Origin of the sequence: Psychromonas algicola (genome assembly GCF_004378355.1) — a bacterium.
Classification (GTDB): domain Bacteria; phylum Pseudomonadota; class Gammaproteobacteria; order Enterobacterales; family Psychromonadaceae; genus Psychromonas.
This window is the reverse complement of the sequence record NZ_SNUB01000017.1, coordinates 54,001-70,197: the sequence shown is the minus strand read 5'-3', so window position 1 is coordinate 70,197 and position 16,197 is coordinate 54,001. Positions and strand designations below refer to the sequence as shown.

General features: G+C 36.3%; 15 protein-coding genes. 1 reads left to right on the top strand and 14 read right to left on the bottom strand.

Features of this window, described 5'->3' with window-relative positions:
• On the bottom strand, window positions 1-214 hold a 214-nt coding region (locus E2R67_RS10075; protein WP_508278621.1), incomplete at its 3' end, for a transposase.
• A gap of 277 nt (window positions 215-491) precedes the next feature.
• Window positions 492-740: a hypothetical protein gene (locus E2R67_RS10070; protein WP_134290829.1), complete on the bottom strand. Its 249-nt coding sequence runs from the start codon at window positions 738-740 to the stop codon at window positions 492-494.
• A gap of 250 nt (window positions 741-990) precedes the next feature.
• Between E2R67_RS10070 and E2R67_RS10065 the strand changes: the two genes are divergently transcribed.
• A complete protein-coding gene (locus tag E2R67_RS10065) occupies window positions 991-1,977 on the top strand; it encodes an integron integrase (RefSeq protein WP_134290828.1) in 987 nt (328 codons plus the stop codon).
• A gap of 84 nt (window positions 1,978-2,061) precedes the next feature.
• On the opposite strand, the gene E2R67_RS10060 is transcribed toward E2R67_RS10065, so the two are convergent.
• The 12 genes from E2R67_RS10060 to msbA form a co-directional block, all read right to left on the bottom strand.
• A complete protein-coding gene (locus E2R67_RS10060) occupies window positions 2,062-2,781 on the bottom strand; it encodes a TIGR01621 family pseudouridine synthase (RefSeq protein WP_134290827.1) in 720 nt (239 codons plus the stop codon).
• Between the two features lie 45 nt (window positions 2,782-2,826).
• The gene (locus E2R67_RS10055) at window positions 2,827-3,417 is read right to left on the bottom strand and encodes a UPF0149 family protein (RefSeq protein WP_134290826.1); all 591 of its coding nucleotides are present in this window, start codon (window positions 3,415-3,417) and stop codon (window positions 2,827-2,829) included.
• A 64-nt stretch (window positions 3,418-3,481) separates the two neighbouring features.
• Window positions 3,482-4,444, bottom strand: a complete 963-nt coding sequence (pfkA, locus tag E2R67_RS10050) for a 6-phosphofructokinase (protein ID WP_134290825.1) — start codon at window positions 4,442-4,444, stop codon at window positions 3,482-3,484.
• A gap of 645 nt (window positions 4,445-5,089) precedes the next feature.
• Window positions 5,090-6,634 (bottom strand): SulP family inorganic anion transporter, encoded by a 1,545-nt coding sequence (locus tag E2R67_RS10045; RefSeq protein WP_208379508.1) that lies wholly within the window; start codon window positions 6,632-6,634, stop codon window positions 5,090-5,092.
• A 150-nt stretch (window positions 6,635-6,784) separates the two neighbouring features.
• Window positions 6,785-8,530, bottom strand: a complete 1,746-nt coding sequence (olsF, locus tag E2R67_RS10040) for a bifunctional ornithine lipid synthase OlsF (RefSeq protein WP_134290823.1) — start codon at window positions 8,528-8,530, stop codon at window positions 6,785-6,787.
• A gap of 343 nt (window positions 8,531-8,873) precedes the next feature.
• A complete protein-coding gene (locus E2R67_RS10035; protein ID WP_243836996.1) occupies window positions 8,874-10,616 on the bottom strand; it encodes a polyamine aminopropyltransferase in 1,743 nt (580 codons plus the stop codon).
• A 33-nt stretch (window positions 10,617-10,649) separates the two neighbouring features.
• Window positions 10,650-11,549 carry a DUF350 domain-containing protein gene (locus tag E2R67_RS10030; protein WP_134290822.1) on the bottom strand — a complete coding sequence of 300 codons (900 nt, stop codon included), beginning with the start codon at window positions 11,547-11,549 and terminating at the stop codon, window positions 10,650-10,652.
• Window positions 11,550-11,557: 8 nt separating this feature from the next.
• Window positions 11,558-12,490 carry a hypothetical protein gene (locus tag E2R67_RS10025; RefSeq protein WP_208379507.1) on the bottom strand — a complete coding sequence of 311 codons (933 nt, stop codon included), beginning with the start codon at window positions 12,488-12,490 and terminating at the stop codon, window positions 11,558-11,560.
• 5 nt (window positions 12,491-12,495) lie between these two features.
• On the bottom strand, window positions 12,496-13,284 hold the full coding sequence (gene kdsB, locus E2R67_RS10020; RefSeq protein ID WP_134290820.1) for a 3-deoxy-manno-octulosonate cytidylyltransferase: 789 nt from the start codon (window positions 13,282-13,284) through the stop codon (window positions 12,496-12,498).
• A 2-nt stretch (window positions 13,285-13,286) separates the two neighbouring features.
• Window positions 13,287-13,466 (bottom strand): Trm112 family protein, encoded by a 180-nt coding sequence (locus E2R67_RS10015; protein WP_134290819.1) that lies wholly within the window; start codon window positions 13,464-13,466, stop codon window positions 13,287-13,289.
• Window positions 13,460-14,431, bottom strand: a complete 972-nt coding sequence (gene lpxK, locus E2R67_RS10010; protein WP_134290818.1) for a tetraacyldisaccharide 4'-kinase — start codon at window positions 14,429-14,431, stop codon at window positions 13,460-13,462. The genes E2R67_RS10015 and lpxK overlap by 7 nt, the downstream gene beginning before the upstream one ends.
• Entirely contained in the window at window positions 14,431-16,182 is a 1,752-nt protein-coding gene (gene msbA, locus E2R67_RS10005) for a lipid A ABC transporter ATP-binding protein/permease MsbA (protein ID WP_134290817.1), read from the bottom strand. The genes lpxK and msbA overlap by 1 nt, the downstream gene beginning before the upstream one ends.
• Between the last annotated feature and the right edge of the window lie 15 nt (window positions 16,183-16,197).

The window sequence follows — 16,197 nt, the reverse complement described above, 5'->3', positions numbered from 1 at the left end:
AACCAAACAGAATTATCTTTAACATCACCGATGGAGAGTAAGCTGCTGCTCCGCCTTTATCATTGTCATACCATTTATCAAAAGAGCTTAAATCAAGATGTTTATCGACGATATGGGAAAGTGCGTATTCAAAGGTACCGGGAATAATTTGCTGTGCGAAATCAATAGGAATGAATTTACTTTGGCAAGATAAGTCAGGTTTGTAATTAGCCATCACGTTTAACTCTGAGCGAATAATAACTATTAGATCACAGACGACCAGCTCAATCAAGGTTGTTTTTTATACAATTAGATGTAATTAGAAAAATGCATGAAAATACGTTTTTTGGAGAAATTCTACAGCCTCAACGCCTATGTAACCAGCCCAAAACATGGCGGGCGGTTTGTGCAATAATGGGCGCAGCCCATGCACAAATTGAGCGACGTGTTTTGGGTCTGGTTTACATACTTGTTAAGTGTGGTTTTCCAGATAGACACTTTTGTTTACCCAGCTAATTATCAAACATTCTTTCTTCTTGATCGACAGATACAAAAAACATTCTGACTTCCTTACTAGAATAATCATCGACTAACATCATCCGGCATTCTTCTTTTGAGATGGGTTCTTTCAAAAAATATCTGAAATCCAATTTTTTCTCAGTGTCTATGACCTGATCCCAGTACGCCATATCGTATCCATCTTTTAGGCCTCCGAATTTAACATAAGCCTCTTTAAACTCAGATTTACTTACTTCTCTCATCTCGATACCAGTGACACTTAACAGCTTATTATACAGAATCATTCCGCATTTCTGGTGAAAATGCGGAATAGTTTTATTTGTTAAAATGACTTAAACAATACACTCATAAAACATTAAATCAACAACTTCGACAAAATTATAAAATATTAATCATGCAACTAGACAGAACTATTCCGCATTTTGGCAGAAATACGGAACACAACCTACACTGTATATAAATACACCCTCTAATGTACCTTAAGGAGTTAACATGCAATCTCCATTTTTAAGTGCCCTTACTGAAAATATGCGGTTAAAATTTTATGCCGAAAAGACGATTAAAGCTTATGTATATTGGGTCAAGTGTTATATTTACTTTAACAATAAACAACACCCTTCTATTTGTCATAATGCAGAAGTTGAATCTTTTTTATCTTATCTCGCTAATACTAAAAAAGTAGCACCAAAGACCCAGGGCCTAGCGTTGAACGCATTGGTTTATTTGTATCGAGATTTTTTAGATAAACCATTAACATTGACTCTAAAGTTTAATAAAACAAGCACACAACCTAAACTCCCCATCGTCTTGACGCCTGATGAAGTTTCTCGTTTATTGAATGCTATACCACAAACTCTCTCTCTTCCTTGTCATTTACTATATGGCAGTGGGTTAAGGTTAATGGAGGCAGTTAGGTTACGTATTCAAGGTATTGACTTTGATTATTTGTCCATCAATATTTGGCATGCAAAAGGCGGCAAACATAGAAGAGTAACCTTAGCACCTGAACTTAAGGAATTTTTACAAAAACAAATAATGAAAGCGAATTTCTATTATCAAGAAGATATGCAACGGGGGGATTATAATGGAGTATTTTTACCACATGCTTTAGCAGGCAAATACCCAAATGCGGCAAAAGAATTTAAATGGCATTATTTATTCCCATCAACACAACTTTCTATTGAGCCTGGTACATCGAACTTAAGACGACACCATATTCACGAAACAAATATTCAAAAAATAATTAAAAGTACTGCGCTTAAATTAAATCTAAATAAACAAGTTACAGCACACACATTACGCCATTCATTTGCGACGCACTTATTGCAACGAGGCGCCGACATTCGAACTGTTCAAGAGCAATTGGGGCACTCGGACTTGCGAACAACTCAAATATATACGCATGTATTACAGGCTGGAGCAAATTGTGTCAGAAGTCCTTTATCTGACCTAATCAATATTAATACGACGCACAAATGAGAGGCTTAGTTTTAGTTGTTACTTTTTTAACACCATAAACATTAAGTGGCTCTGTTCATGAATGACTAACAAAAGCTCGTTTGATTAAACCTTAGGCCAAGAAAGTAAAGCACAATCATCGATTGATGATAGCTTCTCTTTGCAAGTTTCAGATAAAAATAATTTACCGACTTCAGGCATGACTTTAAAATTAAACAATTGTTTTTCATATTCAAACTGAATTTGATAAGCATGCAAATAGCCTCGGTCATATCGATAAGATTCTTCAGCGGCATAAATTGGATCGCCGCAGATCGCACTGCCAATACTTTTTAAGGCAACGCGAATTTGATGTGTTTTACCTGTTTTAGGTTTAACAATAAATAAGCGTTTTCCGTCACCTAGTGAATAGTTAAAAAATTGAGTGATAGCAAGATTGTCTCGCCCTCTGGTTAACTTCCACATTGAACGACGTGACTTTTCCATTCCACCTTTGATCAAACCCTGTGATTTTTTAGGTTTCTTATCTGAAATCGCTACGTAATATTTTTGAATCTGCTGACTTTTAAATAATTCAGATAACCCATTAGCTACTTGTGATGATTTTGCTAACAGGAGAATCCCCGACGTCATTTTATCTAATCGATGTACACTAAATAGCTTTTGTTTTAAATACTGTTCAGCCGCAACTACAACGCCGATATCTCCATCTTCAGTATGAAAGTTAATCCCAGCATGTTTGTTAATAACAACAAAAAACTCATTTTCAGCGACCAAGCTAAAATATGAATTCTCTTTTATCTTTGTTTGGTTTTCAACGGGCATTAAATTTCCTAGTAGGTTTTATCATGATGGTCCAATCACTGATTGTTAATGTGAACTTTGTGCTGCACTATAAGCTAAATTGCTTATTAATGATGGTAATATTTTTAATATTTCCTCAACCTCAGGTAACTGCTCAAAAAGAGCTAATAATTCTGCAGAAGTGTGTTCATCTTTTGTTAATTTAGTAATAAGTAAAACCGAAGTCTGTAACAGATTTTGTACTGATTCATCACCTTCCACTTGCAACCATTCTGCATTAAATATTTCAATGGCAGCTAAAAAACCTGACGCGAATAATAGTGCATCTTCACTTAACAAGTGTTGTTCGTTATTAAGCCAATTCATGCAATTAAGTTGTTCTAAAGGCTTTGCTTGCTCATATAAGCTATCAATTTCAGTAAGCATAGTTAAGACGACTTGTGCATACTCAGTTGCTTGTTTTTCATTATCAAAACTAATAACGTCATCTCGCCATAAATAAACTAACCATTTTTCTAAATCAATTATTTCAGGCACTGCCTGGACACTACAAATAAAACCTAATTGATAATAGGCAGGCTGTAAATGTTCAGCCAAAGGATGTTTTTTATTAAAATCAATAAAACTTATAAAAGGATTATTTTGCGCTTCAGACATTTACTTTCCTATCGATATAAAAAAGCCCACCAAAAGGTAGGCTAGAGTCAGCATGTTAATCTATCTAGAATAAAATCTCAGATAAATCATATAAATCTTGTCGGAATGGACGTTGCATTTTTTCTAGACACTCAATGATATCATGGTCAACCATTTCACCATTTTGAATACCAATACATCGTGCACTTTTTCCTGACTTCAGCAATTCAACAGCATAAGAGCCCATACGGCTCGCTAATATACGGTCAAATGCCATTGGTGAACCACCACGTTGAATATGCCCTAAAATAGTAGCACGAGTTTCACGTTTAGTTTTTTCTTGAATACGTTCAGCAAGTGCATTCACATCTGTCATATGTTCGGTAATAGCAATAATGGCGTGCTTTTTACCTTTTTCTTCACCGAGGTTAAGTTGTTCTATTAATTCTTCTTCATCAAAGCCTTTCTCAGGAACAATGACATATTCACTGCCACCAGCAACGGCTGCCCATAGTGTTAAATCGCCACAGTAGCGGCCCATAATTTCAACAATTGAAATACGGTTATGTGAAGAAGAAGTATCGCGTAATCTATCCACTGCATCAACAATGGTATTTAAACAAGTCATAAAGCCGATAGTATAATCAGTACCTGCGATATCGTTATCAATTGTTCCCGGAATACCGACACATGGGTAACCCATTTCACTGAGCTTTAAAGCCCCCATGTATGAACCATCACCACCGATAACGATCAATGCTTCAATCCCATGCTTTTCTAGTACTTTGATTGCTTCTTTACGAACACTTTCTTCTTTAAATTCAGGAAAACGAGCAGAGCCTAAGAATGTGCCTCCACGATTAATAACATCAGAAACAGAGTAACGATCTAATTGTTCAATTTTTCCAGCATGCAATCCTGCATAACCATCATAGATACCAAATACTTCAATATCATAAGAAAGACATGTACGAACCACTGCTCTTACTGCAGAGTTCATTCCTGGAGCATCGCCACCACTTGTTAATACGCCGATTTTTTTAATCACAATTCACCTCAACCAATTACGTTAATTGACACCTATTATCCATTAAAGTTAGACCAAATATCGGAATAAGCTAAATTGTTTAATCGTGCCTATAAAATTAAAAATTTTTTATCTTAATGAACTAGATGCCGAGCCTATAATAAAAATATAGGGACGAAATTGAAGGGGGTACATCTAGTTGTAAGAAGATAGTTATTATTAATCACTGGTCTTTCATGTAAACAACCTATGATGCTTTGTGTCTCAAGCATACAATAAGATCAAGCTGTAGAATAATGCTTTTATTCAAATTTTTATTAAAAAAGCATTTCTTTGCTATTTTATTAATTTGAATCATTTTTATTTTTTAATTGTCATAAAAATGCAATGGGGAGACTTTAGAGTGAATAAAAATTAAAAAGGAGAAGAAGATGAAAAGTAAAAAGAAAACATTCAGAAACAAACATATTTGGTTTTCAGTATGGAATGCTAAAACAATGGGTCTTAGCCCTAAATGTAATGCAGAATATCGTCCAATTAGAGAATCAAACCGCTAGTCCCCTTTCATATCAAGATACTACCTATTAAATGTTCAACAATAAAAAAGCAGGCCCAATGACCTGCTTCGAAAAATGACTAATAAAGATTTTATTTCACCGCAGTGATTTATCCTAATTGGTCAGATGCAACTGCATATGATGGATCTTCAATCACATTCATTTCAACTAACACACCCGCCTTATGTAATAACTTACGACAGTCTTTACTTAAATGGCGAATATGTAATTTTTTGCCTTCTTTGACATAACGTTCGTTTAGTACGCTGATTGCTTCAATCGCAGAATGGTCAACAACACGAGAAGAGTCAAAATCAACAACAACATGTCTTGGGTCATTAACCACATCAAAAAGCTCTAAGAAGTTACTTGTTGAGCCAAAGAATAATGGACCATTAATATTGTAATATTTCTCAGTATTGTCTTCGTTAGTATCACATTTAGCGTGTATATGGCGAGCATGCTCCCAAGCAAAAACTAATGCAGAAACAATGACACCAACAAATACAGCTATCGCTAAATCAGTGAAAACTGTCACTGTACTTACTAATACAATAACGAATGCATCCTTAGCCGGTACATTACGCATCATTTTAAAAGATGCCCATTCAAACGTCCCTAGAACAACAATGAACATGACACCAACTAATGCAGCAAGAGGAACAATTTCAATTAAACCAGAAGCAAATAAAATAAACGCTAGTAAGGCAAGTGCAGCAGTAATACCTGATAAACGACCACGGCCGCCTGAGTTGATATTAATCATGGACTGACCAATCATCGCACAACCGCCCATCCCACCAAAGACACCGTTCACCATATTAGAAGCACCTTGTGCAATACATTCCTTGTTAGGACGTCCACGTGTGCCTGTCATTTCATCTACAACAGTAAGGGTTAAAAGAGACTCTATCAAACCAACAGCCGCTAAGATAAACGAGTAAGGTAAAATAATTGATAGTGTTTCAAAGGTAAATGGAACCGCAGGAATAGCAAAAGTAGGTAATGTACCTGCAATGGTTGCATTTTCGTCACCAGTCATGCCCTGCAAGAAATCTAATACCGTACGAGTGTTTAACTCAGGTACAAAGTAAACTAATAAAGTCACGACTAAAATAGCCACTAAAGTAGAAGGTACCGCCGTTGTTAATTTCGGTAGAAAATGAATTATCAACATAGTTAAAGCAATTAAACCAAGCATGATATACATTGCTTCGCCTTGTAACCAAGTTAGGTTACCTGCAGCATCCTTTACTTTAAACTGACCGAGTTGAGCCAAGAAGATAACAATCGCAAGGCCATTTACAAAGCCGATCATAACTGAGTGAGGCACCATACGAATGAATTTACCAAGGTGGAAGGCACCAAATAACATTTGTAATAAACCTGCGAGTAGGACTGCAGCAAATAGGTATTGAACGCCATGTTCACTCACTAATGCAACCATAACAACAGCCATTGCACCTGTTGCACCTGAAATCATACCAGGGCGCCCACCAAAGATAGCGGTGATCAAACCAACCATAAATGCAGCGTACAAACCAATCATTGGTTCAACACCTGCAACAAAGGCAAATGCCACTGCTTCAGGAACCAATGCGAGTGCAACCGTTAAGCCTGAAAGCACATCATTTTTAATACTACTTTTATTCATTGTTGGGAATTCAAACACTGCTGCAGATCCTTTTAAGGTAAATATAGGGCGCGAATTATAGCCTCCATTTGAATGAACAGCAAAACAAACCCTAATTTATATCCTTATGACGCTTTAGAGCAGATTTCATAAGGCCTCACAAGCATGTTATTAATGACTAATAATGTGTTTTTCATTCTCAGCAAGGTGAATATCAATATAACGGCTTTGCTTTTTTTCTTTTAAATAAGTTAAATCCACCACCACTAAACCATCAATACAGTAGTTGAAATCAGGGTCGATATTAAAATCAACAAATTGCACACCACCTTCATAACAAAGCTCAGTATATTGTTTATATAAAGTGGGCACACTTACTCCCATATTATTCATCATGGTTTTCAACTTCATAAAGTCTTTCGCGTAATTATCTCCGCTGAAATAATGAAACAACTCATTATCTAATTCTTCAGAAACAGAGTAACTATTCCTCGCACATGCCAAATCAGCTTGTGTTGGAAAATAAAGCTGATAAAAATAAACTAAATACGAATGTGCCTTTTTCGGTAAAGAAGCACTCAAAGAGACAGGGCCAAATAAATAACGAATATCAGGATTCATAGCAAGATAAGCACCAATGCCCTGCCATAAATATTCTAGACTACGCTTCCCCCAATATCTTGGTTGAACAAAACTACGACCTAATTCGATACCACGCTCAAAATACGGCTGCATATCTGCTTTATATTCAAATAATTGATTGCTATATAAACCTCCAATACCTTGATTTTCAATCAATCGAGCAGTCGGAGCAAAACGATAAGCACCAACAACTTCTAAGTCTTGCTGATCCCATAAAATAAGATGCATATATTCAAGATCATATTTATCAAGGTCACGTTTTTCGCCCGTTCCCTCTCCAACCGCTCTAAACGTGACCTCTCGGCATCGGCCTAATTCTTTTAGAATAATTCCGTGATCCGGCTTATCTAATAAATAAATGCTTTTACCATCTGATGTATTGCCCAATAACTGGCATTTTTCTATCGCTTGCTTTAATTCTACTCGCGCAACGGGATGCGCAATCACTGACTCAGTTTTAAAATAACTAAGCTTATTTTTTGCAACGCGATACACTTCTTTTTGCAATAAATTAACCTTAACTTTGGTGGTTAAATTACTTTTACCATAACTATCGAAGGGAATAAGTTTGCCTATACTTATTTTAATGCTTTGCTCATTGTGTTTGAACATTTCTTTAATCAGTAGCAAACTTGCCAATGGTTTATAGAAAAAAGATGAAGTGTAAAACACCCAAGAATTTCGTGCTTTAATATGAATAGGCAAAATGGGCGCTTTAGCACGAGCTGCTATTTTTAAAAATCCTTTTTGCCATGCGCAATCTTTGATTCCAGTTGGAGTAAAGCGAGAAACTTCACCTGCAGGGAAAATAATTAATGCCCCATCATTAGCTAGAAACTGATTAATATTTAGCAAATCTTCTTTCGCTGTGCCACCCGACATATTATTAACTGGCAATAACACATCGTGTAATGGTTTTATTTCCATCAGTAATTCATTCGCAACTACTTTGACATCGCTTCTTAATTTTCTAACAAGATGCAACAAAGCTAATCCATCTAATGTACCAATGGGGTGATTTGCGATAATTACAACGCGACCTGTTGTTGGTATTCTTTCAATTTGTTTATCTACTGTCGCGAAGCTGAAATCAAAGTATTCGAGTGTTTTTTCAATTAAGTCAAAACCACGTAAAGTAGGATAACGATCTGCAAAATTAATAAACTCTGCTTCATGTAATAAATTTTTACATAGTGATGAGAGTAATTTATGGCGCAATGTATTTTCAGCGAGTTGTGGAAAATACTTTTTAAAGACTTCTTGGCTAGAGATCATAATGTTCATCCTTTTACGTTTTTTAATAGAGTAAAAGGAGGAAGTGACAACGAGATTGCAAAAATAAGACTGTTCTATGACAGTTAATACCAATTGTATTAAATAACTGTTCTAAATTTTGCGCTGGAAAAATAGCTTAGTTTGAGGCGTAAGTTGATATAAATGGTTGTTCCCTTTACGAAACTTACAACGAAAAAATAAGTTATTTTAACAAGTAAAATAGATCAGTTACTTACTATGATTGGTATAATTGAAATTTAAAAGATAGCAGTTAAATATGTTTCTCTTAATTTCCTTTTAAGAGAAACAAAATCACAGTAGGCTTTTGTAAGATTAACCAAGGCTAGTTGGAAAATTCAGTTTCAATTTCCCAAGCTTTTTGATGATATTGATACAGCACATTACTACCTAAATAATTGACCTTTACCTTATCTTGATCAGCGTAAAAGCCTTTATTAAAAATAAACGAAGCATTCAATAAAGGTAACGTAAGCCAAGTTGTCGGCACATCTAAACTTTCAATCGCAGCTAAACGTTGAGAAGGACTTCTCCCCATTTTACTTGCAATTGACCACCCCCACTCACCAAAGGATGGTACATTTTGGTGGTATTGTTCACTATGTAAACCTGCTGTTTGTAGTGTTTTAGCAATCGAGATAAAGGCATTTTGAGCATGAAAAGGCGAAGTAGATTGCACTGCGATAATACCATCGCCCGTTAATAAATTTTTTAATCGATAATAAAAATTAACGCTATACAGTTTATTCAAATCAGGATGACTTGGGTCTGGCAAATCAACAATAATGGTATCAAAAGTTTGCTTTGCAGCAAGTAATGAATCAATGGCAATAAAAGCATCATCATTAATCACATTTACGCCAGCTTGATTAAAACTATCTTTGGTCAATTTTATTATTTTATCAGCGAGATGAGGCGGTAGAAATTGCTCTGGTTGCTTAAAGAGTTCAATTAAGTGCGGGTCCAAATCAATTAATGTCACTTCAGTAGGTTGCCACTTTTGCACCTCTCTTAAAGCAAGCCCATCACCTCCACCGATAATTAACACTTTATCGTGTCGAGCAGAAGCTTGCATTGCAGGGTGAACTAAAAACTCATGATAAATATGTTCATCTAAACTTGAAAATTGTAAGCGCCCGTTAATATAAAAGTTATAAATAGGATCATAACCACCTCCCAATAAACGCTCAGTAAAGACGAGGTTTTGAAAAGGTGTTTGTGTTTGATAAACCACTTTATCCAAGTACAGCATATTCTGCATTTGCTTTTGCCAATTACCGCCAAAAGCAAAAACCATTGCGATTAATAGCGCGAGAAAAATATGACCGATGATTAACTTTACCTTATGGCGTAAATAACTTTTAAATCGAATTAAGAAAATAAACCCTGCAATTAAATTTAGAGAAGCGGTTAATGCTGCAGCTTGATTAATATCGATTTGCAACATAAACAAAACCCAAATTGCAGCACCGACACCGGCACCAATATAGTCAGCACCATATATAGTCCCAGCATTGTGAGCAAGGTGTTGTCCGTAAACCGTTTCTCGGATACGTGCAATGAGAGGAATTTCTAGCCCAATTAAAAAGCCAAGAATAAAAGCAAATAAATAAGGTAACTTAACACTAAGCCAATTCAAACTTGCTAGAAAATCCCCTTTTATAAAAACATCATTAGGAATTTGAAAGGTATCAGCAATGATCTGCGGCAAGGTTTGACTAAAACCGATAACAGAAGCAATAAACAAAGTAGCGCTGCAACCAATTAAAGCCACGGTTAACTCTAAAACAACAAACCCCTGAAAGGCATCTTTAACTTTTTTTGCAGCAAAAGCCCCTAACCCCATTGAAACGATCATGATTCCAATGATTGCATAAATAACCGTTTCTACACTGCCCAATATACGAGCCGAATAATGAGAAAGAAGGTATTCATAAATTAAACCACAACAAGCTAATGTCGCCATTATTAGAATTAATAACGTGTCATCAATAAGCAATTTAGTTTGCTTATTCGTTAATGTGTTTAACCGCATAAATTTTAATTCGCTTATAAAAAAGGCCATCATAAAGATAGCCTTATAAAAATGAAAGGTGTTCGCTTATGACATTAATGCCATCAGTAATAAAGCAATAGACACTGAAGTCGATAACTCAATAATTGCAATACCAATATTTTGTTGATCTTCAACTTCTTCTCGGCGGTTAATTCCCCATAATACAAGGTGTTTCGCAACAGTGGTTAAAATAGTTAAAGCAACCATCAAGATAATACTAATCACAACCCATTGCGCTAAGCCGATCCATAGAGAATCCATATCAAATTCAATAAAGTAGCTTGCAGCAGTCACAGACATAGCAGTAGAAACTAAGTAACCACTATAACGAATCGCTAATGCAGTATGTTCATTCGTTAATGCAGTTTGAAAACTGATGCCGTTATTTTTTGAATATTTCCATTCAAAAACACGTGTAATAATCACCAACATAACCTGAGAAACGATCCAAGCAGCGGCTAATGCAATAAAGGTTTTAACACTAATACCATCAACCCAAATAATAGCAGCGCGCACTACGATCGCAGTAGCAATAACAGAAGCCGCATCAACAATACCTACGGCAAAATTACGATTCACGATTAGATCGCGTTTATTAAATGCTGGTAAAGCAAATTTATCATGGATATAACTACCCGCTTTAATTAAGATCAATGCAGCAAATCCATAACTTAGCATGCCGTAGAGCTCTACTAGATAAGAGCCAGCTAATTCTCCAGTGATTGCACCACTTAATGCAATTCCCATTGCCGCGACACTTCCGGCCATACTCATGCCATAAGCAAAGTTATCTTTTTTAGCTAATTCATCAGCAGTATCAATTTTACCAATTAGCCCCATTGTATAACGAATACCACCTAGCAATAGGATAGCAACGACCATATCAATCGCTAAATAGCCGACCAGAGAGCCGCTTTGTTGTAAGGTTGTGATTAATTCATTCATAATAATTCCTATTTACCGCGACTAATGCCACGTGAAGTAGTGGATGTGCTATTTCTAAAACTGCTAGAGGATGATTTTTGTTTAGAGTAACTCGATTTCCCTGCAAAACTTGGTGCTCGCTGCGCTTGTTTACTTGCTGTAGACATACTACTTGCACCTGTTTTCGCTTTTGCATAAGGACTTTTGAAACCACCTTTGTTAGCGAATTGTTTTTTGGTTCTAGCCGCTAAATTATCCTGTGACTTTTTTTGTTGTGGTGAAGTATAGCGATTACGACCCACATCATTATAGTAGCTATAATCGCGTCGCGATGACCAATTATTATAGCCAATTGGACGGGATATCGCGGAAAACATCGCATAAGCACCATACCATTGCCAAAAAGAAAAACCACTGCTGTTCGTTTGCCATTGACCATAACCTGGATTACCGATTAGTTGGCTACCCGCACCATGACTTTCTGCCGCATTAGCTTGTAGACTTTGTTCTTGGCTAATAGCATTAACGCGAGCATATTTACCATCGGACATATCAGCAATAACATTGATAGGGTCAGATAATGCGTCGCTAAACAAAGTCGAATCTGCCGCTTCAATTAATGTTTCACTTTCAAACAACTGAGCTTCAATATCGCCCAATACATCAGGTTGCGTTTTCAGAGTAGATAAACGCTCTGTTAATGAGCGATACATAGGGCCATTACGAGTAGCATCCTTAGACAGCTCTACCAATAATGGAGTTAACTCGGGCTTTGTTTCTGCTAACAATTGAGCATATTGTTTCAACACAATAGCATTTCTAATACGATTGCTATCAAGTTTCTGGCCGAGGTTTTCAATCAAGTAATCTGCTGTTTTTAAGTTGGCTTGTAGTCGTTCTGGGCGATCATCACCACAGGCAACTAGTAACAAACTTAAACAGCAAATAAGAAAAAGTCTCATAATATTTAGCATTCCCTATTAGAATTAGTTTTGGTTAATACATTAATAACACGTTGAAGGTCTTCTGCAGTATCAACACCTGCTGGAGGCACTTCAACGGCAACATCGACATGAATTTTAAAGCCATGCCAAAGTACGCGTAATTGTTCTAATTTTTCGATAACTTCTAATGGTGAAACCGATAACTCAGCATACTGCTTCAAAAATGCAACTCGATAAGCATAAATACCGATATGACGTTGCAAATGTGTTAAATCAATGTTTTTCGCTTGTTGGTTTGCAGGCGTAAAGTTATCTCTATCCCAAGGTGTTGTTGCTCGGCTAAAATAAAGAGCTAAATTATTTTTATCGCTCACGACTTTTACTGCGTTAATATTAAATGCATCATCTTGGTCATTAATGGGAGCACTCAAAGTTGCAACACTGGCTTGTTCATTAGCGAATAAATTATTAGCCACTTGTTTAATCACACTAGGTGGAATAAGTGGCTCATCACCTTGCACATTAACGATGATTTCATCATCAGAAAATTGATAAAGCTTACAAACTTCAGCCAATCTATCTGTACCAGACTCATGGTCTTTAGAGGTTAAGCACACTTGTATATTTTGTACCGACTGCAATGCATCAACAATACGTTGATCGTCTGTCGCCACAATGACTTGTTTGGCACCACTTTGCAAGGCTTGCGCGGCAACGCGTTCAATCATAGTTTTACCAAGAATATCAGCTAGAGGTTTTGCCGGTAATCGAGTCGATTGATAACGTGCAGGAATAACAACAATAAATGACATATTTATTCCTCGTTCACACTGACCTTGCGTGCTTCAACATAAAGCAAAGCAGGAATCCCTTCTCTGATTGGATAAGCTAAATGGTCAAATTTACAGATTAATTCATTATTCTTTTTATCGTATGCCAATTTACCTTTACACACTGGACAAGCAATAATATCTAATAATTTAAGATCTAACATTTTGATTCCTTAATCTGTTTTAATTGTTCTAAAAAAGGTTGAATAAACGATCTTGGTAAGTTGCCATCAATGGGCAAATACCACCAATTTTGTTGTGCAAATGCAGTACATTTTACCGCATCTTTTTCTGTCATAATAAGCGGGCGAGTTGATTCAAATTGTTTAAAATCGTTTTCAGTGTAAGCATGATGATCAGCAAAGGATACTTGTTTATTCAATGTGAAATTTTGTGTTTTCAAAGTATCAAAAAAACGCCTTGGATAGCCAATCGCAGCACAAGCATTCACATTAGTGTCGCTTAATACGGCCAATTCACCATCAACACGTTTACAATCAGATGGCGTTAATAGCATGGTGAATTCATCATGATGAACTTCACCATTATTGATAATATAATCCACCGTTTTCAAACGGCTTAGAGGCTCTCTAAGCGGCCCCATTGGCATGATATGTTGATTACCATAGCGACGTTTTCCATCAACAACAACGATTTCAATATCTCTTTGCAACGCATAATGTTGCAAGCCATCATCGGTAATAATAACATCAACATCGCAATGATCTGCAAGGTAAGCAGCAGCATTAGCACGAACAGGATCAACAACCACAGGAATATTTAAACGTTTATGGATCAATACAGGCTCATCACCCGCTTCTTTACCTGTCGTTGAACTTTCAACAAGCAACGGATAATGTAATGACTTACCGCCATAACCACGACTAATAACCCCAGGTTTATAACCCTCTTCGATTAAGATTTCACATAAGCTAATCACAAAAGGCGTTTTACCGTTTCCGCCGACAGAAATATTCCCTACGACAACTACCGGTAAAGTACTTTGGTAACTTTTCAGCCATTTATTACGGTAACAAAAATAACGTACCGCATTAATACCGCGCATTAATAAAGAAAGAGGAAATAAAAACCAAGTCCACCAAAGCGTCGGTTGATACCAAAAAGGCATTACGACTCTCCCGAAGCTTGCATTTGATTTAGACTGTGATAGATCGCTTCTTGGGCTAACAACTCTGAATGCGTTCCTCTTTCAACTACTTTGCCCTGATCAATAACCAAAATCTGATCCGCATGCTCAATGGTAGATAGGCGATGTGCAATAACAATTGAAGTTCTATTTTTTTGCAGCTCATCTAAAGCGGCTTGAATATGACGTTCAGATTCAGTATCAAGCGCAGAAGTCGCTTCATCTAATATAAGAATGGGAGCATCACGTAATAATGCACGAGCAATAGCTAAGCGTTGACGCTGCCCACCCGATAACATGGCTCCATTTTCACCAATAATAGTATTTAAACCATCAGGAAATCCTTCAATAAATTCCATTGCATGAGCCGTTGTTGCTGCATCAATAATATCTTGTTCGGTAAACTTCCCTTCGCTAGCATAGGCAATATTGTTAGCAATCGTATCATTAAAAAGATGGACATCTTGAGAAACAATGGCGACCTGGTGGCGTAAACAACTTAAGCTATATTCTTCGATATTTTTACCATCTAGCTTAATTTCACCGGAATCAATATCATAAAAACGAGTTAACAAATTGGCAATGGTTGATTTACCACTCCCAGAGCGTCCAACCAATGCAACAGATTGCCCAGCTTTAACTTCAAAACTAACTTTGTTTAATGCTGGTTGATCTGCTGTAGGGTAAGTAAAAATGATATTTTCAATACTAATATCTCCCTTAACTCGGTCAACAGTATGCGTGCCTGTATCTTTAGCAACTGTCATATCCAACATGTTAAACAAACTTCTACTTGCCGAAATACCTTTTTGAATTTCATTATTTACTTGAGTGACGCTTTTAATCGGTTTCATCAACGCCATCATTGAACTAATAATCACCACAAAAGTACCAGAAGATAAAGTATCCATAATTTGCGGGAAAGTTGCTAAATACAAAACGAAAGCGAGAGCAAAGGAAGCGATAGTCTGTATCACAGGCACACTAATGGCATTAGCACTTGCCATTTTCATATTTTGAGTACGAACTGTATTACTTACTTTTTTAAATTTCTCGTTTTCAAGCTTTTGACCACCAAACATCAAAACTTCTTTATGCCCTTTTAGCATTTGTTCTGAGGAGGTTGTTATTAACCCCATTGCATTTTGTAAATTTTTACTTATTTTTCTAAAACGCTTACTCACCACACTGATCGCGAAACCAACAATTGGTCCAACAACGAAAAACACTAAAGACAACTGCCAACTTTGATAAAACATCAAAGCAACTAAACCAATAACTGAAAAACCTTCCCTAAATATTTTAATCAATGCACTACTTGCAGCATTAGATACCTGATTCGCATCATAAGTTATTTTTGAAAGTAACTCTCCAGTATTCGTTTTATCAAAAAAACTAATTGGTAGTGCCATTAACTGAGCAAATAATTGTCGTTGTAATTTCATTACAATATTATTACCAACCCAAGCCATGCAATATGAACTTAAAAAAGCAGATAATCCCCTAAGAGCAATCACTATCACAACAAAATAAGGCATCATTTTTAGTATGCTTGGATCTTTACCTGTAAACCCATCATCAATTAGAGGCTGTAATGACCAAATTAATAACATATCTACAGCGGCGTAACCAACCATACCTATAATTGCAGCGGCTAACGCAAGCTTGAAGTCTTTAACATAGCCAATTAGACGTTTAAAAACCGGCCAACTATTATCTTCGTTTTTGTTCATGAATTGCACCAAATA